This window comes from Terriglobales bacterium (assembly GCA_035651655.1).
In the GTDB taxonomy this organism is placed as follows: Bacteria; Acidobacteriota; Terriglobia; order Terriglobales; family Acidobacteriaceae; genus DASRFG01.
In genome coordinates, this window is sequence record DASRFG010000033.1 from 37,285 (window position 1) to 61,695 (window position 24,411).

A 24,411-nucleotide genomic window follows, 5' to 3' on the forward strand; every position below is an offset into this window, starting at 1 on the left:
TCTCGCCGAAGAGAGCGGTCACAAACCCAGTGCTTGTCAGACACTATAGGTGCCAAGATTTCTAAGCTTGAACAAAGGATTTCGTCTACGGTTTTTGCCTCCAAGGCCCGTAGTCCTCTGTCCGTAGCAGCCTATACCTCCAGTCCTTCCTATCCTTCGCTATCGCGCCGCTAAAGCGCGTCCTCATGAGTGAGGCGGGTGTGGAGTCAGCATGACAAAAGAATTGTTTGTGTCTTCAACGCCACATGAAACCAAAGTGGCGTTAGTTGAGGACGACCAGTTAGCAGAAGTTTATTTTGAACGTGAGAACGAATACACCCTCGCGGGTTCTATTTACAAAGGGCGTGTAACCCGCGTCCTTCCTGGAATGCAGTCCGCATTTGTAGACATCGGACTGGAGCGCGATGCCTTCCTGTATGTTTCCGATTTTCTGGAGTTGCAGGATGAGGAAGGAGAAGTCCAGGAGATTACGGTGGGCCGCCAGCCCCAAGAAGCGTCCTCATCTGAGGCGCCTAAGGTAAATGGGGGCAACGAACCTGAGGCCGGAGTGGACCAGCCGGGCGAGGCCTCTGCACAGGCGCCCACCGAGGGGAACTCTGACGAGAAGAACGCAGCCGCCGAAAAGACCAGGAGTCCGGAAGACGAAAATGGCGAACGAGGGGGATGGCGCAATCGTCGCCGTCGCCGCGGACGTCGCGGACGGGGAATGCCTGAGTCCAAGTTCAGTCACTGGAATGAACCCAGGCCGGCGCCCGCCGCTGAAACAACTACGCGCGAGCCGGTATACCAGCCGATCATTCTGCCGGGTGAGTCAATTTCCAAATACCAGCGGCTTGGGCAAACAGCGCAGGAGCGACCGGCGGTAGAGGTTTCAGGCGAACCGTCGCGCGCAGAAGTCAGCGAGCTGACAGCAGCGTCACCTTCCGGAGATCGCGACACTTCCGATGAAATGCAGCCCGCCTCATCGGGTGAGCGCGAATCCCATGGCCGGACGTTCATTGCGGTTGACGAGCAGGCCGGAATAGACGATTCGGAAGAGCCTCGCGTCCATGAATTGCGCGACCAAGAATCGCGCGGCGAACTGACTGCGGCCCAGCGCAAAGCGTCATATGAGCAAGTGGAAGAACAGGGCGCGGAGCATGCCGACCGTGTCTACCAGTCTTCTGCAGGGACTGTGGAAGAGGAGGAGATCGAAGACGAGGAGAGTGAAGAGGCTTCCCTGGCTGAAGAACTTGACGATGTTCACTTTGAGGAACTGGAAGAAGAAACGCACGAAGCCAGTGAGCGACGTGATGGAAATGCGACTGAGCCTGAGGCCGGCAATGGCGTTGAACTCGGCGAGGCAGTGAAAGAAACCGACACCGAGCGCGCAGTTTTCGCCAATGAATTCGAGCCGGCGGAAAACGGTGACGCTAGCCCGGCGGAAGGCACCGAGGAAGAAGAAGAGGTGGATGAGGCGGAACTGCTGGCGGACGCTGCCCATGAGCAGGCTGAAGCCGGGGCTACGGAGCTGGAAGCCCAGGCTGAGGTGCGCGGTCCTGCGGCGACTGCCGGATATCAACAGCGTACTGCACGTCCGGAGTGGGAGCGGCGCGGAGGACGGCGTTTTCCGCGGAAGTTCCGTCGGCGTGAGCAGCAAAGACCGCATCCTGCCATTGCTGACTTGCTCAAAGAGGGCCAGGAGATCCTGGTGCAGATTGCCAAGGAACCGATTGGCAAGAAAGGCGCGCGCATTACCAGCCACATCGCGCTGCCCGGCCGTTTTTTGGTGTACATGCCAACCGTCAGCCACACTGGGGTCTCACGCAAGATTGCGTCGGAGGAAGAGCGCCAGCGGTTAAAGCGCATCGTGCTGAGCGAGCGCGAAAACGGCGTGGGTGGTTTCATCGTTCGCACCGCTGCGGCCAACACTTCGGAAGACGAGCTGCGGGCAGACATCCGCTTCCTGAAGAGCCTGTGGCACGAGATCAAGCATCGGGCGGAAAACAGCAAACCGCCGGCGTTGATTTACCACGATCTCAATTTGGTGGAGCGCATCCTGCGCGACCAAGTGACCCAGGACTTCGGACAGATATGGGTGGACAACGAGCAAGAATACGAGCGCGTACTGCGCTTCGTGAGCCGCTTCCAGCCGGCACTGACCAAACGCGTAAAGTTGTACACCAAGCCGACCCCGCTGTTTGAGCAGTTCAATCTACAGGAAGAGATCAACAAGGCGCTCAAGTCCAAGGTGTGGTTGAAGAGTGGCGGCTACATCGTGATCAATCAGACCGAGGCGTTGGTGGCGATTGACATCAATACCGGCAAATACGTCGGTAAGACGGCGCGCCTGGAAGACACCATCGTCAAGACCAACGTGGATGCCATCAAGGAAATCGTGCGGCAAATCCGGTTGCGCGATTTGGGCGGCATCATCGTCATTGACTTTATTGATATGGACGAGCGCCGGAACCGCCAAAAAGTGATGCAGGCGCTCGAAGAAGCGCTGCGGGCCGATCGTGCTCCATCGAAGGTGCTGCAGTTCAACGATTTCGGCTTGGTTGCGATCACTCGTAAACGGGTGAAGCAATCGCTGGAGCGCACTCTTGGCAGCTCTTGCCCTTATTGCACCGGCACCGGCTTCGTAAAATCTGTGGGCACCATCTGCAATGAGATTTACACCGAAATGCGCAAGATCGCCAAGGAATTGGAAGGGCAGGATGTGATGCTGCGCGTGAATCCTGAAGTCGGAAAGGCTCTCAAGGCCAACAACGGGCGCTTGCTACAAGAGATGGAAGAGCTCACGCGGCGCACCATCATCGTCAAGACTGATCCCGCGCTACACCAGGAGCAGTTCGACATCAACTGAATTGGGTCCAGGATCCGATGCAGGAATAGGCCGCAGCAGCTGGCCACGATAACAATGCCGATGGCGGATGGCTAGCAGCCCGACCACGCCCAGGCTTGCTCCCAGAAGTCGCGCCGCTGAGTACGAGCGACGATTTCCTCCAGAGAATTGCGGTGGTGTTCAGGAGCAGATACCAGTCAGTTTGCGTCTTAAGGTCGCCAAAAATCACGCCAACCTGTCCGCTCCATCGCCGATAATGGATTGTCACTGATGCGCCGTCTTGTCTAAGGGGCGGAGACTGCGAGCCGCGGAGGCCTCCGTTTACCACAGAATCCCGCCGCTAGACTGCTTTTGCCATGCGCACAATGGGCAGGGAGCCGCCGCCGGCAAGCGGAACCTGCAGATGCTCTAAAGCCGTGTAGCCTTTGGCTAAGTAAAAGGGCACGCCGGTCAGGGTAGCGCCCATTTCGAAGCGAGTGAAGCCAGCGGACCGCGCTGCCGTCTCGCACGCCTCCAGGATTAATCCGCCGATACCGCGGCGCGCCCACGCGGGATGGATGAAGAAGGCCCGAATCTTAGCGGCATCTTTTCGTGGATCCAGTAGTTCATCCTGCCGTCCTGTCCAGTGGTCGCCCCCATAGAGAGTTTTGCGCTTGCTCCAGCCACCGCAGCCCACAATCAGCGATCCCGATCGTGCACTTTTGGCTTGGTGTCGAAGAGGATCGGATTCGGTTTCGACCAGCAGATAAGTCCCGTCGGCGATCAGTTGGCTGTCCACACCGTAAACCGATTTGAGCGCACTCTCAATTTGAGCAGGTGAATAGTCCTGCGCCTGCAATCCTCGGACTGAGGTCTCAATCAACGACTCTAGAACGGGAATGTCACGGACCGCGGCTTGTCGTAGACGAAAATTCGGCGCACTCATTTCAATTACGTATCTTCACTGCGTATCTAACCGCGAGTTCGCGCAACCGAGTTACTCCCAGTTGGGCCTGTGCCGAGCGCACACCCGTGTCGTAGCACCAAGGTAATGGTATTTTGCGGAGCGCGCGAACCCTATGCATCAACACCCCTAGGTATTGTATTTCCAAGTAGATAAGCTACACAATATAGACAATTTGCCGAAGAGAGCTTACGCAATACCTGAAGAAACCGGTATGAAACGCGGACAAACCCAAACGGTAACCTTGACACCCGTTGCGTTAGGGTTGATATACAGTCAGCAGCACACAAACACATCTCCCCCGAAAGAAGAGTTTTGCCGAAGGGTTTTCTCCCCCTGCGGTTCAGGTTCCGGACATTTGTCCGGAGCAGGAGGGGCACCTCTGTGAATGAGGGTCATACGAGTATGGTCGAGTCCCCCGAAGTAATGAACATTCGCCAGGCCTCACAGTATCTGGGGGTCAGTGCGGACACGCTTTACAAGTATGTGTACGAGGAGAGAATCCCGGCATTCAAACTCGGCAACCGCTGGAAATTTAAAAAGACCATTCTGGATTCGTGGATGGAGCGGAAGAGCACGCAGGGAGAAGGCAAAGGCCGTAAGAAATCAAAAGCTGCCCGAGCGGCAGCCGGTTCATAAAGGGGCGCCATGTTTGGAATTGGCAAGCAGTCCATAGTTGGCTTGGATGTGGGTTCGAGCAGCATCAAGGCGGTGGAGCTGAAGCGCAGCCGCACCGGCATCGAGGCCACTCACATTGGGCTCGAGCCATTGCCCTCAGACATTGTGGTGGATTCCATGATTGTGGACAGCGGCACCGTCTCCAGCGCAATCGCCAAACTTTTCAGTGAGAACGAAATTAAGTCGCGGGCGGTGGCCACCTCGGTGAGCGGACACTCGGTGATTGTGAAGAAGCTCTCGCTGCCCACCATGAGCGACGCGGAACTGGCCGAGACCATTCAGAAAGAAGCGGCGCAGCAGATTCCGTTCGATATCGCCGACGTCAGCATTGATTACCAGGTGCTCTCCGAAGATCCGTCGAATCCGCAGATGGATGTGCTCCTGGTGGCGGTGAAGAAAGACAAGATCCTCAACTACACCAACGTCCTCTCCATGGCGGGCAAGGCCCCAGCAATCGTGGATATAGATGCCTTCGCGCTGCAGAACTGTTACGAGTACAACTACGAGCCGGCGCCGGGCTCGACCGTCGCTTTGCTCAATCTGGGCGCCAGCGTGATGAACATCAATATCGTGAAGGGCAATGTTCCCCTGTTCACGCGCGACGTCAGCGTGGGTGGCCATCAGTACACGGATTCTTTGCAGAAAGAATTGGACCTCAGTTTTGAGGATGCGGAATCGCTAAAGCTGGGCCGTAAAGTGGGCACGGTCAGCGAAGACGCCAAGTTGCCCATCCTGCAACAGGTCACCGAAATTATTGTTCTGGAAATTCAAAAGACCTTTGATTTCTTCCGCGCCACCGCTCCTGGTGAACACATTGAGAAGATATTCCTGGCTGGCGGCTCCTCCAAAGTGCCGGCGCTGCTCGAGTCCCTGCGCCAGGAGTTTTCGTTGCCGGTCGAAATCCTGAACCCTTTTCAAAAGATCTCTGCTCCGGTGGAGGGGATGGGGGCGGAATTGATCTCGCAGAACGCTGGTCAGCTTGCCGTGGCCGTGGGATTGGCCCTGAGGAGTTTTGAAGACTTATGATCCGAATAAACCTGCTGGCTGTTTCGAAAGCAAAAAACAAGCGAGCTGCCATCGCCGTATCGATTCCCGGCGAAGGCATGAACGTGACCGTGAAGATCCTGGTGGTGGTGCTGGTCACGGCGTCGCTGAACATGGGCTATTGGTACCAGCTCACTCGCGAGAAGACCCGCATCGCCGACCAGATGGGTCAGGCCGACCGGAAAAACCGTGAACTGGCGGCGGTGAAGTCCCGGTACTTAGAGCGGGAAAAGCAGATGCAGGCTTACAAACGCCGGGTGGACGTGATTGATCAGCTGCGCAGCGCGCAGTTCGGCCCGGTGAACTTGATGGCGTCGTTGGGCGACACGGTGAATCGCACCGAGGCGGTATGGCTCAGCACCATGAGGGACAATGGCACCAACATAGACATCGAGGGGATGGCGCTCAGCCAGGACGCGGTTGCCAACCTCATCTCCAACTTGCAACGCTCGGGATTTTTTAAGTCAGTAGAAATCAAAGAGAGCTACCAGGACGACCATGCGAAGGAGCTGCAATCGTTCTTCTTCACTCTGGTATGCGAGAAGAAGAGCTAAGAGGCGCATAAGAAAATGGCGAACCTAAGCGATTTACCGGAAAAAAATCAGTGGGCGGCGATCATTGGCGTCGCGCTGTTCCTTACGTTGATGAGCTATTTTGCCGTGCTGCGAGGCATGCGCACCGCAAACCAAACGGATGAGGACGCGTTAAAGGCCAAGGTGGCGGAAAACACCGAGCTGGAGCGCTATCGTCCGAAGCTGGTGCAGATTGAGCAGCAGATCGAAAATCTGAAGCAGCAGCTCGCTATCCAGCAGCGCATCGTGCCTGACGAAAAGCAAGCCGACCAGTTCATCCACATGCTGCAAGGAGAGGCAGCCAAGTCGGGAATCGAGATCCGGCGCTACACCGCCCGGCCCACCAACACGCGCGAGTTTTACACCGAGCTGCCGTTCGAAGTGGAGTTGGACGGACCCTATTTCTCGGTGCTGAATTTCTACACTCGCGTGGCCCATCTGGAGCGCATTATCGATGTCAATAATTTAGTCATGGCGGGAGTCGCCAAGCCGGGCGACGCCAAGGCCAAGCATACGTATCAGTACAACCCGGGCGAAAGCGTGGTGGTGACTTGTCTGGCGACGACGTTCTTCAGTCATGACCAGCAGCCGCAGCAGCAGCCCGGCAAAACAGCAACCCTGCGGCCAGTTTCGGCCGCCGTGCCCGGGAGATAAGGGACCCTATGAAGGCGAACACATTGATTGCCGTAGTGCTGGTCTGCGGGGGCGCTCTTTGGGCGCAGTCACCGCAGGTGGTCAGCAACACGCGGCAGAAATTGCAGTCCGCGCAAAAAACCTGGAACTCGCAGCAGGACGTGGTGGATTCTCCCGCTTCCGGCAATTCTCCTCTGCCCGTGGCCAGCAAAGAAACCTCGAATGGTACTGCTTCGAACAAAGCGGAGACGCGCTCTTCGGGCAGCGAAGAGACCCAATTGCCGGAAGATTCGGCAGGCTCGCAGCGAGGTGAGGACCGCCTTACTGCGGCTGCCCGGCGCAACGCCACCAAGCGCGATCCCTTTATCAGTCCGATCGTGAGCCGCTTGAATGGTCCAGGAGCCGGGTGCTCGGGTGGAAAGCGTTGCCTGGCGGTGGATTCGGTCAGCCTGCGAGGCATTGTTAAGTCGGAGAACGGAATGATCGCCGTGGTGGTCAACGCCGCCAATAAAGCGTACTTCTTGCGCGAAAACGATCCCGTATTCAACGGCTATGTGGTGAGGATTACCGGGGATTCGGTGGTGTTCAAAGAAACTGTGCAGGACGCGCTGGGACGTCCTTTCACCCATGATGTGGTGAAAAAGCTTTTTGTCCCGGCGGTTTGATGGTCACCCAGAAGATGGGGCTAGAACGAAATTTTAAGTCGCAACACGGGGCGCACCGACTCGGCGCCTAAATGGCGGCAAGAAGATGGCGCCCGTGCTGAGGGAGAACATAATGAGGCGAACGAAAGTGCTGGGAATCATTTCTGCCCTGCTGCTGATTTCAGTGGCGGCTACTGCCCAGGCGCAACCTGCCGACCGTGGTGCGATCTCGGTCGCGGCTGGTTGGCCGGTGATTGAAAGCCTGGACGTGGTGCGCAGTCACGATGGGATTAGCGTCGAGATCAAGGCTTCGGGCGACCTCTCTCCCACTGCGACGACGGTGGAAAATCCCGATCGCCTGGTGGTGGACTTACCCAACACGGTGGTCTCGAAGTTTCGCAACATCTCCGTAGACGCCAACGGGGTACGCTCCATAAGGCTGGCGCAGAATAGCACTCATCCGCCACTGGCACGAGTTGTCATTGATCTGGAGCAGGCGCAGCAGTACCAACTTATTCGGAACGGACACCACCTGTCGGTAAGAGTGCGCAAGCCGACCACTGCCGTGGCCGGCATCGCAACCCAAGCTCTAAGCGCCCGGCCAGTTGCTCAAAAGACAGTTGCCCCTGCTTCCTTGTCGAGGTCTGCGCTGGCGACATCTTCACCCGTGACTGCAGCCGTGGCACGGGACTACGTCATCGTCGAACCGAATTACCGGTCGACGGTCGCAGCCAGAAATATTCTTTCCACGCGAGAGCGAAATTTGAAGGCCGCTGCCGTAGTAGCCGCCAATCGCCCAGCAAATCTGGTATTGCCTCCGGCGAGCTCGGCATTACAGTCTACGGATCAGAATGGCGCCACGCCGGCAGCCAGCCCTGCCGCAGATTCCAGTGGCCCCGCGGCCGGTACTTCTGCCAGCCAGACGAGCCCAGCCGTGCAGGACGTTCCTTCGGATCCGAGTAGCACACCGAGCCCGGTTGCACCGCCGGCAGACGCGAATGGTTCAACCACTCCGCCCGCCGCCACGACAGAGCCCACGACCGCAGTTCAGTCTGTCCCAGCGACAGATCAGACGGGAGCAGCAAATCAACCCGCGCCGGCAGTGCAGGAAACCAGCCCGATGACCCAGGCCGGGGCGGCGCCCTCGGCGCCTCCGGGAACATCGACTGCGACTCCGGCGCCAGCGTCCGAGAGCTCGGCTTCGAGTGCATCCAGTGAGTCCACACCACCGGCGACGGCGGCGACTCCAGCTGCAGCGCCCGCTGCTGCGGCACCCGCACCGGCAGCCGCTTCGACCGCGGCTGCTCCTGTACAGCAGACCACCGCGCCGGCAGCACCTTCTGCCCCTGCGCCAGCTCCCGCGACGCCTGCGCCTGCCCCCGCGACGCCGGCGCCAGCCGCAAGCTCTGCGCCCGGCAGTTCTTCAGCCAGCGCCTCGAACACAGTGGCCATAAAGCCTGCGGTGAATATGGCTTTGGAGCAACGTCAGTCCGCCCTGGATAGCGGCCCAAACAAGCCGCGTTATACGGGCGAGCCAATTTCGGTGAACTTAAAGGATGTTGATCTGAAGGACTTCTTCCGCCTGATTCATGAGATCAGCGGCCTCAACATCGTGCTTGATCCCAATGTGAAAGGGTCGCTCACGATTGTGCTCGATGACGTGCCTTGGGACCAGGCCCTCGACATCGTGCTGAAGAACAACGGGCTGGATCGCCAGCTCGAAGGCAACATCCTGCGCATCGCCACTGTTGAGACGCTGCGCAAGGAAGCTGACGCGCGGCGAGCTCAGCTCGAAGCGGAGGCCCTTGCGGTTGACAAGGTCACAGTGACTCGCTTCCTTAGTTACGCCCATTCCAAAGATGTCGTCGCTACTCTCAAAAAACTACTGAGCTCGCGAGGCGATCTCATCTCGGATGACCGCACCAATGCGCTGATCATCTCGGACATCCCGGCTGTGATTCCTAATCTGGATCGCCTGATCGTGCAGCTCGATCGCAAGACGCAGGAAGTCGAAATTGAGGCCCGTGTCGTGGCCGCAACTCGCAGCTTCGCGCGTGACATTGGGACTCAGCTAGGATTTGGCTTCGGCAACAGCACTACTACCATCGGCGGCACCGGGGCGGTGGGTTCGTCACCGACCCAGATTGGCTATTTGGCGCCACCGCCGTACGTCACCATTCCCGGCGTCAAGGCTCCCACGCCAGGGACGCCGCAGACGACCTTCGCCAGTATTCCGTTGTTCTCGAATCTGGCGGCGGGAGCGCCGTCCAGCGGTTTTGGCATCACGAGTCTGACCGGTAACTATCGCCTGGATGCAGCCCTGACCATGGCAGAGTCTCGCGGCCTTCTCAAGATCCTGTCGCGCCCGCGAGTCGTCACCCAAAACAACATTCAGGCAATCGTTCGCCAAGGCGTGCGAATCCCGGTCGTGACCCAGGCCCAGTTAGGAGGGCCTCCCACGGTAAGCTATGTGGATGCATTCCTGCGGCTGACCGTGACTCCGCAAATTACGGCTGAGAACACGATCTTTCTGAACGTGGATGTGGAGAACACGACCCCTGATTTCAGTACGCAAGTGCAGGGGAACCCAACGCTACTCACCCAGCAGGCGACTACGCAGGTGTTGGTCACCGATGGCGGGACTGTAGTCATTGGCGGTGTGATCCAAACTAACAACTCAGCGAACGTGAACCAAATACCATTGCTGGGAAACATTCCCGTGCTTGGCAATTTGTTTAAGCGTCGCTCGGTCCAAACCAAGACGCAGGAATTGATCTTCTTCATCACTCCGAAGATCATTCAGACCTAAGCGGGACGAATTCCGGGGCTCTGCTGTGCGGCATGACGCACGTCAGGGCCCCGAAGTGTTATCTTCACCGGTAATCGAATCGTGGACTGTTACCCTTTGTCCACCGTCCGTCTTTGCCAATGGATTACCGCGGCCGCCAGCAACGCCTGCTTGAAACTTTGGCTTCGCAAAAGCTGGACATCTTTCTAGTCACCCATCTTCCAAATGTCCGATATCTATGCGGATTCACTGGTAGCAATGCTGTACTGGCCATCGGCTCAGCCGGCGCGGTCTTCTTTACGGATGGCCGCTACATTGAGCAAGCACACGCTGAGGTAGTGGGCGCGCGGGTAGTCATCACCAAGAAGTCAGTTTTGGGTGCTGCTGGACAATGGCTTTTCGAACGCGCAAAACGCGTAACCCGGCTGGCGGTCGCAATTGAAAGCGAATACCTGACTGTGGCCTCGCACAACGTTTTGAAGAATCTAGTGCCGAAAAAGGTCCGACTGAAACCCACCACGGGGGTGGTTGCGCGACAAAGAATGGTAAAGGACGCGGAGGAGATTGCGAAAATTCGGGACGCGGTGCTCCTGGCCGCCAGTATCTTCGATGAAATCGTAAAGGAGATTCGTCCGGGAGTGACTGAGACGCAGGTGGCGGCGAAGCTGGAATATGCAGCTCGTTGCGCTGGAGCGGAACAGATGTCATTCCCGACCATCATTGCCGCCGGACCGCGCTCCGCGCTGCCGCACGCGCGGGCGACGGCACAAGCGCTGCCGGGACGCGGATTCGTGGTCATGGATTTCGGTGTTATACTCGAAGGTTATTGTTCGGACATGACGCGCACTGTGCACGTGGGTCGTCCGAATGAAGAGGCCCGCCAGGTATACGAGGCAGTTCGGGAAGCACAACAGGCGGGCAGCGAAGCAGTCCAGCCCGGGGCAGCGGTTGGCGAGGTTGACCGGGCAGCGCGCAGCGTCCTACGGCGCGCAGGTTTGGCGAAGTATTTCACGCACTCAACGGGGCATGGCGTGGGGTTAGAAATCCATGAGCCGCCTCGTGTTGCCGCTGGCCAGCAGGAGCATCTAGTTCCCGGGATGGTAATCACCATAGAGCCGGGAGTTTACGTTGCAGGGAGCGGGGGTGTGCGGATCGAAGACATGGTCGTGGTCACTCAGCGTGGCTGCGAAGTGTTAACTCCGACCACGAAGAAGATGATCGAGGTTTAAAACGTAGCTGCAGCAGGTTGGCCAGCACCAAAAAATCCAGGTTACCGGGACAAGCGGTGGCAGACGGTCACCGGGAATCAAATTTTGTTCGTTGAGTTTAGGTCGAAGGAGGAACGCCGGTTCCTCTAACCAACGATGAATCAAAAAGAGCTGAAGGAACTCATCGAGTTCTTAATTGAGAAGGACATTGCCGAGTTCGAACTGGAACGCGGCGATGTCAAGGTACGCGTGAAACGGGGCGTCATTGCCGCTGCCAGCGCGCCGGAAACACGGTACGCCGCTGTGCCACAAGCGCCAGCGGCGGCGCCGGCCGAGGTGCATAGTTCGAACGCCGCGGGGGCTGCCGCTGTCCCTACCGCCGACGAGGGCGTGCACAATATTACTTCCCCGATTGTAGGGACGTTTTATGAGTCGCCGTCACCGGGTTCTGCGCCTTTTGTAAAACCCGGAGACAGTGTTGAGCCTGGTATGGTGCTGTGCATCATTGAGGCCATGAAGCTGATGAATGAGATTGAATCGGACGTGGCCGGAGAACTGGTCAAAATTCTCGTGCAAAATGGACAGCCGGTTGAATATGGCCAGCCGCTGTTCGCCATCCGTACGCGCAGATGAGCTGCCGGAGATTCGAATTCCAGGGTGCGGCCAAGAGCGCGTTCCGTCCGTCGTCTTAGCATGTTCAAGAAGATCCTGATAGCCAATCGCGGCGAGATTGCCCTGCGCGTCATCTGCGCTTGTAAAGAACTGGGCATTCGAACTGTTGCCGTTTATAGCCAGGCGGACCGCCACTCCCTCCCGGTTCGTTTCGCGGACGAAGCCATCTGCATTGGTCCTCCGCAACTAAGTCAGAGTTATCTCAATATTCCGGCGGTGATCAGCGCGGCAGAAATCGCCAATGTGGACGCCATCCATCCTGGGTATGGTTTGCTGGCGGAGAACGCGAACTTTGCCGAAGTGTGCGAGACCTGCGGCATCAAGTTCATCGGACCGCCACCCGAGGTCACGCGCCTGATGGGCGAAAAAGAAAAAGCTCGTGCCGCCATGAAAGATTCCGGGGTGCCAATTTTGCCGGGATCTGAAGGCATTATCGGTTCTGAGGGCGAAGCTTCGGAGTGGGCGCGCTCGGTGGGCTTCCCGGTGATCGTGAAAGCGTCGGCGGGGGGAGGCGGGCGCGGCATGAGGATCATTCGCAATGATGAGGAACTGCCCGGCCTGTTCCGCGCGGCCCAGGCAGAAGCCGCGGCCGCTTTCGGCAACGGTGATCTTTACATCGAGAAGTTCCTGGAGCGGCCACGCCATATCGAATTCCAGGTATTGGCCGATTCTTACGGCAAAGTCATTAGTCTTGGGGAACGTGAGTGCAGCATCCAACGGCGCCACCAGAAGCTGCTCGAGGAATCGCCCTCGACTCGGGTCACTCCCGAGTTGCGCGAAAAGATTGGCAAGATCCTGACCACGACGCTTTCAAAGATCGGATACGTAAATGCCGGCACCGTCGAATTCTTGATGGATGAAGATGGCAAGCTGTACTTCATAGAGATGAACACCCGCATCCAGGTAGAACATCCGGTCACGGAGATGGTGACCGATGTGGACCTGGTGAAGAGTCAGATTTTGCTGGCGGTGGGCGAGCGCATGGATGACGTGCTGCACGGTAAGGTGCTGAGCCGCGGCCACGCCATCGAATGCCGCATCAATGCCGAGCACCCCGAGAAATTCACCCCATCAGCCGGAAAGATCAGCGCCTTTCACCCGCCGGGTGGTACCGGGGTGCGAGTGGACACCGCGGCTTACGCCGAAGGCGTTATTCCTCCTTATTATGATTCGTTAATTGCCAAGCTCATCGTCCGCGGGAAAGACCGGAATGAAGCCATCTCACGCATGTCGCGCGCTCTGGAGATGTTTATCGTAGAGGGTGTTTACACCACGATTCCCCTGCACCGACGCATTCTCGCGGATGCGGATTTTCGGGCCGGCCGTATTGATACGAATTATCTGCAGCGATTTCTTAATCCTGAGAAGCGGCAAGAATGATTGAGCTTTCCCGTCTTTACGCAATTTTGGATGCGTCCTGCTTTCCTGATCCTTCAGCTTTAATGACTTTTGCGGACACTCTGCGCGCCGCGGGGGTTGAGCTTTTCCAATATCGCAACAAAAGCGGCAACTCGCGCCAAATGCTCAGCCACGCGCGCGAGTTGAGGCGGACGCTACCCAGAGCCACGCTGATCATGAACGACCGTGCTGACCTCTGCCTGGCTGCCGGTTTCAAAGGCGTCCATCTCGGCCAGAACGACCTCCCCGTGGAGCAGGGCCGGACCGTGGTTGGCAACGACCTCTGGATTGGAGTTTCAACCCATAACCCTGAGCAGGTCAGCCTGGCCGACGCCACTTCAGCGGACTACCTGGCCATAGGACCGGTGTTCGCGACCAAGTCCAAAGCCAATCCCGATCCCGTGATCGGCGTTGCCGGCATCCGTGCTGCCCGCGCCCTCACTCGTAAACCGCTGGTAGCGATCGGCGGCATCACGCGCGCGAATTGCCGCGCAGCGCTCGAAGCCGGCGCGAATTCCGTCGCAGTCATCTCCGATCTGTTAGAGTCCCCGCGCCAGGCGGCAGCAGAATTTCTGCGGGAATTGCGGTAAGGTGAATTGAGACCCCGGCGTCAGCTAGTCGGGCAGCGAAAATTTATTTTGGTTTTGAGCTAAGTAATTGATAATGTGCTGGATGATGATGGAAATCAACGCTTGAGTACCGACACCAAGACTCCCACCCCTGCCGTCGCGCGCTACTCCCCCAGCAGCCAGGACACTGAACTCGTCAAAGGACTCGGCCCCATTAGCGCTACCACGCTGGTGATGGGCTCGATGATCGGCTCTGGCATCTTTATTGTTTCAGCGGAGATCGCCCGTGAGGTCAGTTCACCAGCGCTGTTGATTCTGGCGTGGGCAGTCACTGGATTTCTGACCATAGTAGGGGCACTTTGCTACGGGGAGCTGGCGGCGATGATGCCGCAAGCCGGCGGGCAATATGTTTTTCTGCGTGAATCCCTGGGGCCACTGTGGGGATTTCTTTACGGCTGGACACTCTTCCTGGTAATCCAGACGGGCACCATTGCGGCGCTGGGCGTGGCTTTCGGCAAGTTTCTCGGGTTCTTCTTTCCCTCGGTTTCCTCAGCCAACTGGATCCTGCACATCGCCAAGGTACCCCCAATTCCGCTTGGCCCCATGGTGCTGGGAAATATGGACGTTGGCCTGAGCACTCAGAACCTGGCCGCGATCCTTATGGTGATCTTGCTCTCTATTATTAATGTGTTCGGCCTGAAGACCGGGGCCCTCATTCAGAATATTTTTACTTTTTCTAAAGTCTCCGCGCTCTTCGGAATTGTGCTCCTTGGGGCGCTCATAGGTCGCAACCCACAAGCCATTGCCGCCAACTTCTCCAACTTCTGGATGAACGCCGGCTTACACGCCCGACATGCGGTGCAGGTGGGGGTGGATGGTCCGATCGCAATCGTCGGCACTCTGACCATTCTGGCCATCGCCCAAACAGGATCGTTGTTCTCTGCCGACGCCTGGAACAACGTCACATTCACGGCGGCTGAGGTAAAGAACCCAAGCCGAAACCTGCCGCTTTCACTGGCGCTTGGTACCGGGGTTGTGATCGTGCTCTACATTGCGGCCAATTTTATTTACCTGATGGTACTGCCTCTCGTCGGGGACCCTCACGGGACGACGGTGGTCGCCCGCGGTATTCAGTACGCTACGGAAGATCGGGTGGGTACCGCGGTGATGCAGCAGATGTTCGGCAATACCGGCGGCGCGCTGATGGCGGTGGCGATCCTGCTCTCCACGTTCGGCTGTGCCAATGGCCTGATTCTCGCGGGCGCGCGGGTTTACTATGCGATGGCCAAGGACAAGCTCTTTTTCCGCAGCGTCTCCCGGCTGAATCCTCGCTACAAGACTCCCGCGGTATCGCTGCTGGTACAGGCAATCTGGACCTGCGTTCTTTGTTTGTCGGGAAGCTACAGCCAACTGCTTGACTACATCGTTTTCGCAGTGCTGATCTTCTACATTCTGACCATCGGCTCGCTCTTTGTTCTGCGCTGGAAACAACCTGATGCGGCGCGACCCTACCGAGCCATTGGGTACCCGGTCCTGCCCGCTATTTACATAGTTTTCGCGGTCTTTATAGATATCGTACTATTGCGGTATAAGCCCCAGTTCACTTGGCCAGGTTTGATCATCGTACTTATAGGGATTCCCGTGTACTTCCTGTGGTCACGGCGCTCGGGTGAAATGGCCACAGGTCCATCGGCTTAACTGCCAAGGAGAAACCAATAGCGTGGCAAATCTGCTGGCACGAAAACCGCTCCAGTTGCTGATTGAAGAATCGCGAGAAGCGGGCGAGCACACTCTTAGACGAACTCTGGGCCCGGTTCAATTGACCGCACTAGGTGTAGGGGCGGTTATTGGAGCCGGCATCTTTGTACTCTCCGGGCTAGGCGCGCACTACGCTGGGCCGGGGCTAATGTTGTCGTTCGTACTCTCCGGACTGGGATGCGCCTTCGCCGGTCTCTGCTATGCAGAGTTCGCGGCCATGATCCCCCTGGCCGGGAGCGCCTATACCTACGCGTATGCCACTCTCGGCGAACTGTTCGCCTGGATTATTGGATGGGACCTGACTCTTGAATACGCTATGGGGGCGAGCACGGTTTCGTCAGGTTGGTCCAATCATTTCATCGAGCTGCTGGATATTTTCCACCTCAAAATGCCGCTCTGGCTGGCCTATGACCACTGGACGGCTCTCCGCACCGCCGAGAACGTGGTCGCCCGCCAAATGGCGCAAGCTTCGGATCCGACGCTGGTACCAGGGACCTCAGCGTTTTTGGCTAAAGTGGGGACGATCATCTCGTCGCAGTCTCCGGAGCTGGTGCAGCGGGCGCATGACATGCTGGCGGCTCCAAGGATTTTTGGGCACGAATTCGGTTTCAATTTGCCGGCGTTTGTGATCGCCCTGGTCATCACAACTATTCTGGCTATCGGTATCAAGGAAAGCGCCCGTTTCAACTCGGTGATTGTCGCGATCAAAGTTTCGGTGGTGCTCTTCGTGATCGCTTGGGGGTTTAAGTATGTGGACCCCTCGAATTGGGGTCACAGCTGGAAATCATTCGCTCCCTACGGTTTCTCTGGGATCGGGGCCGGGGCGGCTTATATCTTCTTCGCCTATATCGGATTTGACGCGGTTTCTACAACCGCGCAAGAAGCCAAAAATCCGCAGCGCGATTTGCCGATTGGGATTATCACGTCTCTGTTGGTATGCACAGGGCTATACATCCTGGTGGCATCAGTGCTCACCGGCATGGTGCCGTGGCAAGAGGTCAATATCGAGGCCCCGATTGCACGTGCATTTCTTGATCGCGGGCTCACCACTGCTTCTCACATCATTACGCTGGGGGCGCTCGCCGGCTTGACCAGCGTGATGCTGGTCATGTTGCTGGGACAAACCCGCGTGCTCTACGCAATGGCCAATGACGGGCTGCTGCCGAAGGGCTTCTTTGCCGCAATCCACCCCAAATTTCGCACCCCATGGAAAAACACGATTCTGGTCGGTTTACTGGCGGCAATCGTGGGCAGCGTCACGCCCATTGATGACATAGGAAAGATGGTCAATATCGGAACCTTGCTGGCCTTTGTGATCGTTTGCATTGCGATACTGCTTTTGCGTCGGACGAATCCGGACCAGCCTCGGCCATTCCGAACTCCGTGGGTGCCTGTGGTGCCGATTTTGGGCATCATCAGCAATGGCTACATGATGTACAAGCTGGGATGGGTCAACTGGGCACGGCTGATCGTTTGGTTGGTCATTGGCCTGGTGGTTTATTTCACCTACAGCCGGCATCACAGCAGGGTACAAGCTTTGGCGAACTCGTCTGAGCCCAAACGTGCGCCAACCATGGCAGACTGAGTTCGGTTACTCTTTGGGTTTCGGCCTTCCGCAGATACGCGGAGGGCCGTTTTGTTTTATAGTCCTTTCGCGGATAGAGCCGCCGCAAGGCTGCCCGTCGAAGCCGCTTCCATGAAGGCCTTTCACAATCTCAAACTGGTTGGCATCGCCCTGGTGATGGTGACGCTTCTGGGCATGACCGGTTTCCACTTTATCGAGGGCTGGCCGTGGTTCGACGGGTTGTACATGACTGTTACCACGCTCACGACCATTGGGTATCAGGAAGTCCATCCGCTTTCACACGCCGGTCGCATTTTCAATGTCGTACTGATTTTGATGGGTGTCTCGCTGGTGTTTTTGGCGATCGGGGCGCTCACCCAGGCTTTGCTAGAATTCGAGCTGCTGAGTTTCTTTGGCAAGCGCAGAATGGAACGTGAGATCAGCCGCCTTTCCGACCATTACATCATTTGCGGCGCCGGACGTGTGGGCCGCAGCGCTTCGCGCGAGCTGGCACGCAAGCCAGCCCCCTTTGTGATCATCGAGCAGAACGAACCCAAGGCCCAGCGCTACGTCGGGGAATGGCCAACCATCATTGGTGATGCCACCCAGGAAGCCACGTTACGACAGGCGCGCATTGAGCACGCCCGCGGACTGGTGGCGGCGACCACCACGGACGCAACCAACATTTATATTGTGCTTACCGCGCGTGGTATGAATCCGCGGCTGAAGATAATCGCACGTGCCAGCGAAGAAGATGCCGAGAAACACTTGTTGACTGCGGGCGCTGACTCGGTGGTCTCACCCTACACGTTTGTCGGCCACCGGATTGCGCAGTCGTTTCTGCGGCCGAACGTTCTTGATTTCCTCGACATTGCCACGGCGCGACACGGCAAGATGGGGCTGGAGATCGAAGAAATCTTTGTTGACCAGCGCTCGCCTTTTGCCGGTAAGAGCATTGAGGAATCCAAAATTCGCCAGGAACTGGGCGTGATCGTGCTTGCCATCAAACACGCAGGCCAGGACCTGCACTTCAATCCTGCACCGGATGATCGCATCGAACCCGGCGACTATCTGGTGGCCATGGGGCAGCCCGCGGGCCTGCGCAAGCTTGAAGCGACGTCCCAGATGCACCCATGAAAATCGTTACCGCGGCCGAGATGCGCGAAATCGACCGCATCACCACCGAGCGATTCGGAATAGCATCCCTCACTCTAATGGAAAATGCAGGGACGGCGGTGGCGGACTTTGTCCTTTCCGACTACCCCGAGCGGAACCGCATCGGCCTGGTTTGCGGCAAAGGCAACAATGGTGGCGATGGCTACGTTGCGGCTCGCAAGCTGCATGAGGCGGGCAGGGAAGTGCAGGTGCTGTTGCTGGCCGATCCCGGCGAGTTGCGCGGCGATGCCGCCGTTATGTTTAAGAAGCTGCCGGTATCGTCGATCCTGGCGCGTTCGAGTGAGGAACTCACGAGCGCCAAGGCGCGAGCCGTGTTTGAATGCGATTTGCTGATCGACGCGATCCTCGGCACCGGTTTCAGACCTCCAGTGCAAGGGCTCTACGCGGAGGCGATCAGACGATTTTCGGAGGTTCACGCGCCGATTGTCGCAGTTGATATCCCCTCCGGCGCCGATGCTGATGCCATGGATTCGGGATCGGAGTCCGGCCACCCGGTGGTTCCGGCGTGTGGCACCGTGACCTTCACCGCGCCCAAGCTGGTGCATGTCTTCAGTTCGCTGGTGCAGGGCGTGGTGGTTATCGCTCCGATCGGGTCACCCGATGAGGCCATCCAATCCTCGCTGAATTTGGAAATGATCACGCCGCGCGACCTTGCGGCCGCCCTTAAGCCGCGTCCCAGGGACGCTCATAAAGGGATGTTCGGGCACGTACTCGTAATCGGAGGATCATTAGGCAAGTCGGGCGCGGCTGCTATGGCCGGAATGGCGGCGTTACGCGCGGGCGCTGGGCTGGCGACGGTCGCAACTCCTCGGTCGGTGTTGCCGATGGTTGCAGGCTTTGCGCCGGAGTTGATGACCGAACCGCTGGAAGAAACGGAAGAGGGAACGATCTCATTGCGCGCGTTGGGGCGACTGGAAAGCATTGTCGAAGGCAAGACTTTGCTGGCGATTGGGCCGGGGATATCGCGCAATCCGGAAACTGCAGAAACGGTGCGCATGCTGGTACGAGATACTGACGTGCCTGTGGTACTAGACGCCGATGGCCTGAACGCGTTCGAAGGTAGCTCACAACTTCTCGATGGCAGCAGACACACGCTGGTGCTCACCCCACATCCAGGTGAAATGGCTCGTTTGACGCAAGTGAAGACTGGAGACATTCAAAAGGACCGCTTGGGCATTGCTCGGAAATTTGCTGCTGAGCACAGACTGTTGCTGGTGTTGAAAGGGCATCGCACGCTGATTGCGGAGCCCAATGGCCAGGTCTGGGTGAACGTTACCGGGAATCCCGGCATGGCGACGGGCGGCATGGGAGACATTCTCACCGGCCTGTTAGCCGGCATGCTCGCGCAAGAGAGAAGCGGAAAGGGAGACAGAAGTAGGACGACGGTCCTGGCGGGAGTTTACCTTCACGGCTTGGCCGGTGACGTGGCTTGCGACGATACTGGCGAAAATTCGTTGGTTGCGACCGATCTGCTTGGCGCTCTGCCGGAAGCCTTCCGCCGCACTCGCGAGGCCGCCAAGAGCAGGACCGTTCGCTTCCAGGCCTGACCCGATTCGACAAATATGCCGCAGGAGACAACTTCAATCCGCGAGATCGTTACCCATTCGGCCGAGGAGACGATTGCGTTTGGACACACGCTCGCAAAAATACTCTCTCCGCCGAAGCTGGTGCTGCTGCGGGGCGATTTGGGTGCGGGCAAGACCACTCTGGTGAAAGGCGTCGCGCAGGCCTTCGCGGCGGCCAGGGAAGACGACGTGACCAGTCCGACGTTTACGCTGGTGCACGAGTATCGCGGCCCGAAAGTGGATCTCTATCACATTGACCTTTATCGGGTTGATACGCCTCGCGAGCTGGAGACCCTGGGCCTGGATGATCTGCGGGGAGAAAACGCTGTGTTGCTGATCGAGTGGGGAGAAAAGTTTTCGCGCTTCAGGCGTGAGCGCGATGTAGAGATCGCGATTGAAAGGTTGGGAGAGTCGGAGAGGAAGATCGTGGTCACCAGCTAGCGGGCGCTCCGGCGACGCTGGAGGGAAAGTTGTTGCGCTATTTATTTCCCGTGCTCTGCCTCGATGGTATCAATCACGATCGCACGCGACCCACTGCGCTCGAACACCTCGCCTTTCGCGATCACCCTTTGGCCGGCAAACGGCACTAGTCGCTTGTTCTGTCCGGTTGCTGGAGTGGTATTGGCGATGGGCCAATAAATCGTTCCATCATCCGTCAGGAGCACCAACGGGGAGCCCGCCCGGGCGCAGGCGCGAGCACACGATTTGCTGATCGGCTTGTCCAGGTTCTTGGTGAAGGCGCACGCTGAGTCCAGAACGTAGCCTTTCACGGTTGCCGTTTCCGATTTCGCGCTGGCAGCCACAGCCAGCGACAACAATAGCAGCAGAGAAAGAATGCTTGCGACGCGAGCATTGCGATTCATGGTTTCCACCTGGACTGGAAGGTACCACGTCCACAGGGCCCGAATCTACTCTGCGGCAATGTCAACCAGGTGGATGGTGTTGGTAGTGGAATCGAGCGAGCCGCTGACGTGAACTTTCTTTCCCGCAAACGTTTCCGCTTTGACCTGGTCGTCGAGACGGTAAACCGTTTTCTTTGACATAAGCACAAAGGAGCCGCCCATGTGGCGCACGCAGTAGCGGGCGCACGAGGGAGCGTCGGGCCCCATCTGTTTGGCTTTGATCATTTCCTGATGAGAGCGGGTTAGCGAGTGAACATTCAGGGCGCATTGGGTGTCGGCGATTTCGCCGGCAAATGCCTGAACCGGGCCGAGGACGAGATGGGCGGACACACCATCCGTGCCAACGACCGGCTCGGAGCCAGCGGCCAGAACAGTGAACTTCATATGCATGCCTTCGTGGTCCTGGCTACAGATGACGGTACACACCACTTCGTAATCGCCGGGTTCCATCGGAGCACGTGCGGCAATTTCCTGTGTACCGGGCGTTAGAAGGAAGTCCCATCCGGGAACCCGGCTGCGATCTTTGGAGCGGAGCAGCGTGAAACCGTGAATGGAACCATCGCGATTCATGGTAGAGGCCTTGCGCGCCGTTATGCGCAGCAGAAGGTCCTCGCCGGGAAAAGCGGTGATCGCTGGCTTTGAGACGCCCGGCATGCGATAGCGGCTGTCGTAATCGGCAACGATCTCAATAATGCGAAGATCAGCGCGTATCGGACGGGTGCAGAGGCACGCCAGAGCCACGGCCGCGGCGGTCATCAGGCGACGGTATTTTCGTTGCGCACCCATGTTGGTTCCGGCAGTTCATTGCGTCATATAGCGCAGGATGAGGTGCATGTCGTCTTCGGTGAGGGTGGCGCGTACTCGCATGTGACGGACGATGGTGGCCATCATGCGTGGCGGAAACTTGTGCGGTGGCATGTGGCACCGTCCGCAGTTGGTGCCGAAACGTTGTTCGCCTTGAATGCGCAACTCGTCTTCCGCGACAATCTTGCGCGAGCGCCGGGGGTGAACCGCTCTCTGGACGTTGGAGCTCTTGGGGCTGGCGGTGGCGCGCCGTGACTGAGGCAGCGCCGCAGGAGTTTCGGCCAGAATCACCGCGAAAATGAGAAGCGCTGCGCTGAGCTTCATTGGGCGCTCCCGATGGGCAAGGCGAAGCGATAGGCGATGCCGACTGTCCAGATGTTGGCATTGCCCGCGGAGCTGAATTGGCGTCCGAAGCTAGTGGTGGCTTTCAGGCCATCTTTGAAGAAGTAGTTGGCGCCGATTTCGGCTTGCTTGGCATTTACAGGCGGTAGCCCGTATTCGGCGGCGTCGGCCAAATTCTCGCCAGTAAAGAACTGTTGCAGGCGGCCCACCAACTGCACGCGGTGGAGCTTGCCATTCCACTGCGGCAGATCGGAAAGACGATAGGCGCTCTCCAGCCAGTAACCGCTGCCGTTATTGGAGCGCGCATATTCGGCCCGTGTGTCCAAGGGCATGTCGCGCGGCTGCCACTCAAAGTGGAACCCAAAGGCGTTGGTGCGGCCTTCCTGCAGAAGGTGCTGCAAAGAGAAGCCAACTTCTACTCGCGGACGCGGCAGGAAGATTCCAAAACGGCCGCCGAACAGGCGGTCGGACTCAAACTTGTTTACCGTGCTGAGGGTGGAGAAATATGTCGCGTAATTGATATTCAAACCGGGAAGCGCCTCGAATCCGCCGCGCAACATGGCGCCATCGCTCGACCCGGTGGCGAGCGGAAAGATGATCGGCGTGGTCTGCAGGTCGCGAATCCAGATGGGATAGAGGCGCTCGTTGTAAATCCCGAACGGGGTCAGGAAGCGGCCGAGGCTGACGGTGACGTAGCGGTTCGCCAAGTAGTCCAGCTGCAGGTAATCAATTTCTTTTTCAACCTTGCCGCCGAAGGAGCCGTTGGTGCTTTGGTACTCGCCTTTGAATTCGGCGCGCGACTCCACCAGCCAGCGCTCGCCGATGGGCGCCAGCACGACGGGCGCGAACATCGGGTTCAGGACCGTGTGTCCGCCGGTAACCGTGTCAACGAAGCCGAGAGAGCCGGAAAATACCGGCACGGGCTTGACGTAGTCGTCGGCAAGAGCGCTCTGCGCCATCATGTGGCACGACAGCGCGCAGGCGAGCGCGACCGCAAGGCAGCACACGTATGAAATAGTCCTCACGCCGCCATATTAGTAAGTTGTGAGTAACCCGCAAAGTAACCGGAGTAATGATGTGTTGAGGAAAATGCCTGGGGTCGGGAGTCTCCCAGGTCTCGAAAACCGCGAGACCTGGGGCGCCCGGCCTCGGTAAGGCGCGGTTACCAGGCGGAGACCGTGAACTGATCCACGTAGGCCTGGTAGGCGTGCGCGGAGACGTCTCCGTTCATCTGGAAGTGCGCACCGATGCTGTAAGAGCTGCCCTTGCTGACCGGGGCAAAAGACTTGTTGATGGTGTACTTCACTCCGTTCAAGGTCAGCGACTGGAAGACGGCTCTGCCGCTGATGATCGCAGCCTGCACGGTCAGGCGGTCCCAGCTGCCGGTAGCCGGACGGCGGCAAGGGATGCTGGTGGGAGACCAGTGCCCGGCGGGAACGTCGAACACGCTGAAGATGCCCTTGCTATACGAGCACTGTACGGAGAACTTGTACCACCTGGTCCCGATGTGATGGTTGGCCGAGAACTCCACCCCCTGTGAGTAGGCGGGGTTGCTGAGGCGGTAATGCGCGTCCATCTGTAAATGGGTCGCGGTCGTGCTTGAGCCCAGGGAAATCGGCCACAGACAATTATTGAATTGCCCCTGCGGCCCCAGGAAAAACATTCCCGAGATTCCATCTAGGGATGGGGTTGAGACCAGCTTCGGCTTGGTGCTGCAGATGGGATGCCCCTGGTCGGGGTAGGTATACCACCCGGACCTCTCCTCAATTTTCCTAAATACCAATGCGCCGCTGGGAACGGTGTCCGGCGGCGGGGAGCCGTTGGAGACGTTTACATATTTGGAGGAGGCGATCACTGTGCCATTGGCCTGCCAGGCTTTCACGGTAAGGAGATGAGTGCCCTCTGCCATGGTGAAGTGGGTGTCAAGCGGGGTGGCGTTCGCCTGGGCGAATCCCACGTGGTCAATGTAAACCTTGATGCCGACGATGGGAGAAGAGTGCTGGAAGTCTGCCACCACATGGACGGGTGAGCTGGTGGTGCTGGAGCTGGGAGAGACGATGGTGACTGAACCGGCCAAAAGCAGAGCGGGTGCAATGAGAAATAGTAAGAAAGCAACGGCGGCAAACAACATTCTTGATGGCGGCATGAAGTCCCTCATTTTTTGAAGTGAGGTGAAGGTAGGTGGGCATCTACTCTGGATCAATCAGGGGAAGACCGTATTTAAAATTTAGGTAAGTAGGTCAAGGCCAGTCGGTTTTCTGTAGGCCCTAAGGAGCCTGCGAGCCAGGAGAGTTGCCCGTCCTCCGCCTGAAATGGGAATCGGT

At 58.0% G+C, this 24,411-nt stretch carries 22 protein-coding genes; 16 read left to right on the forward strand and 6 right to left on the reverse strand.

What is annotated here, in order from left to right; translation table 11 throughout:
- Positions 1-211: 211 nt before the first annotated feature.
- The gene (locus VFA76_16145; protein ID HZR33378.1) at positions 212-2,848 is read left to right on the forward strand and encodes an Rne/Rng family ribonuclease; all 2,637 of its coding nucleotides are present in this window, start codon (positions 212-214) and stop codon (positions 2,846-2,848) included.
- Positions 2,849-3,167: 319 nt separating this feature from the next.
- Here the strand turns inward: VFA76_16145 and VFA76_16150 are convergent, their stop codons facing one another.
- Positions 3,168-3,752 (reverse strand): GNAT family N-acetyltransferase, encoded by a 585-nt coding sequence (locus VFA76_16150; protein HZR33379.1) that lies wholly within the window; start codon positions 3,750-3,752, stop codon positions 3,168-3,170.
- A 423-nt stretch (positions 3,753-4,175) separates the two neighbouring features.
- Here VFA76_16150 and VFA76_16155 point away from each other — a divergent pair, with 423 nt between their 5' ends.
- The 15 genes from VFA76_16155 to tsaE all read left to right on the forward strand — a co-directional run bounded on the left by VFA76_16155 (position 4,176) and on the right by tsaE (position 20,480).
- A complete protein-coding gene (locus VFA76_16155) occupies positions 4,176-4,409 on the forward strand; it encodes a helix-turn-helix domain-containing protein (GenBank protein HZR33380.1) in 234 nt (77 codons plus the stop codon).
- Positions 4,410-4,418: 9 nt separating this feature from the next.
- Positions 4,419-5,474, forward strand: coding sequence for a type IV pilus assembly protein PilM (gene pilM, locus VFA76_16160; protein HZR33381.1), 1,056 nt, complete (start codon positions 4,419-4,421; stop codon positions 5,472-5,474).
- Positions 5,471-6,046 (forward strand): PilN domain-containing protein, encoded by a 576-nt coding sequence (locus VFA76_16165; GenBank protein ID HZR33382.1) that lies wholly within the window; start codon positions 5,471-5,473, stop codon positions 6,044-6,046. The genes pilM and VFA76_16165 overlap by 4 nt, the downstream gene beginning before the upstream one ends.
- 15 nt (positions 6,047-6,061) lie before the next feature.
- Positions 6,062-6,718: a type 4a pilus biogenesis protein PilO gene (pilO, locus tag VFA76_16170; GenBank protein ID HZR33383.1), complete on the forward strand. Its 657-nt coding sequence runs from the start codon at positions 6,062-6,064 to the stop codon at positions 6,716-6,718.
- Positions 6,719-6,726: 8 nt separating this feature from the next.
- Entirely contained in the window at positions 6,727-7,362 is a 636-nt protein-coding gene (locus tag VFA76_16175; GenBank protein HZR33384.1) for a hypothetical protein, read from the forward strand.
- A 112-nt stretch (positions 7,363-7,474) separates the two neighbouring features.
- Complete coding sequence (pilQ, locus tag VFA76_16180) at positions 7,475-10,150, forward strand: type IV pilus secretin PilQ (GenBank protein HZR33385.1); 2,676 nt, start codon at positions 7,475-7,477, stop codon at positions 10,148-10,150.
- 119 nt (positions 10,151-10,269) lie between these two features.
- Positions 10,270-11,358 (forward strand): Xaa-Pro peptidase family protein, encoded by a 1,089-nt coding sequence (locus tag VFA76_16185; protein ID HZR33386.1) that lies wholly within the window; start codon positions 10,270-10,272, stop codon positions 11,356-11,358.
- A 135-nt stretch (positions 11,359-11,493) separates the two neighbouring features.
- On the forward strand, positions 11,494-11,970 hold the full coding sequence (gene accB / locus VFA76_16190) for an acetyl-CoA carboxylase biotin carboxyl carrier protein (protein ID HZR33387.1): 477 nt from the start codon (positions 11,494-11,496) through the stop codon (positions 11,968-11,970).
- 60 nt (positions 11,971-12,030) lie between these two features.
- The gene (accC, locus tag VFA76_16195; GenBank protein ID HZR33388.1) at positions 12,031-13,389 is read left to right on the forward strand and encodes an acetyl-CoA carboxylase biotin carboxylase subunit; all 1,359 of its coding nucleotides are present in this window, start codon (positions 12,031-12,033) and stop codon (positions 13,387-13,389) included.
- Positions 13,386-13,997: a thiamine phosphate synthase gene (gene thiE / locus VFA76_16200; GenBank protein HZR33389.1), complete on the forward strand. Its 612-nt coding sequence runs from the start codon at positions 13,386-13,388 to the stop codon at positions 13,995-13,997. Before accC ends, thiE begins: the two co-directional genes overlap by 4 nt.
- Before the next feature lie 192 nt (positions 13,998-14,189).
- The gene (locus VFA76_16205; protein HZR33390.1) at positions 14,190-15,674 is read left to right on the forward strand and encodes an amino acid permease; all 1,485 of its coding nucleotides are present in this window, start codon (positions 14,190-14,192) and stop codon (positions 15,672-15,674) included.
- Positions 15,675-15,696: 22 nt separating this feature from the next.
- On the forward strand, positions 15,697-17,319 hold the full coding sequence (locus VFA76_16210; protein HZR33391.1) for an amino acid permease: 1,623 nt from the start codon (positions 15,697-15,699) through the stop codon (positions 17,317-17,319).
- A 111-nt stretch (positions 17,320-17,430) separates the two neighbouring features.
- A complete protein-coding gene (locus VFA76_16215; GenBank protein ID HZR33392.1) occupies positions 17,431-18,435 on the forward strand; it encodes a potassium channel protein in 1,005 nt (334 codons plus the stop codon).
- Positions 18,432-20,021, forward strand: coding sequence for an NAD(P)H-hydrate dehydratase (locus VFA76_16220; protein ID HZR33393.1), 1,590 nt, complete (start codon positions 18,432-18,434; stop codon positions 20,019-20,021). The genes VFA76_16215 and VFA76_16220 overlap by 4 nt, the downstream gene beginning before the upstream one ends.
- A gap of 15 nt (positions 20,022-20,036) precedes the next feature.
- Positions 20,037-20,480: a tRNA (adenosine(37)-N6)-threonylcarbamoyltransferase complex ATPase subunit type 1 TsaE gene (tsaE, locus tag VFA76_16225; GenBank protein ID HZR33394.1), complete on the forward strand. Its 444-nt coding sequence runs from the start codon at positions 20,037-20,039 to the stop codon at positions 20,478-20,480.
- Between the two features lie 41 nt (positions 20,481-20,521).
- Here the strand turns inward: tsaE and VFA76_16230 are convergent, their stop codons facing one another.
- From VFA76_16230 to VFA76_16250, 5 genes are all read right to left on the reverse strand, one after another.
- Positions 20,522-20,902 (reverse strand): hypothetical protein, encoded by a 381-nt coding sequence (locus VFA76_16230; GenBank protein ID HZR33395.1) that lies wholly within the window; start codon positions 20,900-20,902, stop codon positions 20,522-20,524.
- A 45-nt stretch (positions 20,903-20,947) separates the two neighbouring features.
- Positions 20,948-21,727: a hypothetical protein gene (locus VFA76_16235; protein ID HZR33396.1), complete on the reverse strand. Its 780-nt coding sequence runs from the start codon at positions 21,725-21,727 to the stop codon at positions 20,948-20,950.
- A gap of 15 nt (positions 21,728-21,742) precedes the next feature.
- Positions 21,743-22,069: a hypothetical protein gene (locus VFA76_16240; GenBank protein HZR33397.1), complete on the reverse strand. Its 327-nt coding sequence runs from the start codon at positions 22,067-22,069 to the stop codon at positions 21,743-21,745.
- Positions 22,066-23,112: a hypothetical protein gene (locus VFA76_16245; GenBank protein ID HZR33398.1), complete on the reverse strand. Its 1,047-nt coding sequence runs from the start codon at positions 23,110-23,112 to the stop codon at positions 22,066-22,068. The genes VFA76_16240 and VFA76_16245 overlap by 4 nt, the downstream gene beginning before the upstream one ends.
- A gap of 137 nt (positions 23,113-23,249) precedes the next feature.
- Positions 23,250-24,233, reverse strand: a complete 984-nt coding sequence (locus VFA76_16250; protein HZR33399.1) for a hypothetical protein — start codon at positions 24,231-24,233, stop codon at positions 23,250-23,252.
- Positions 24,234-24,411: the final 178 nt, after the last annotated feature.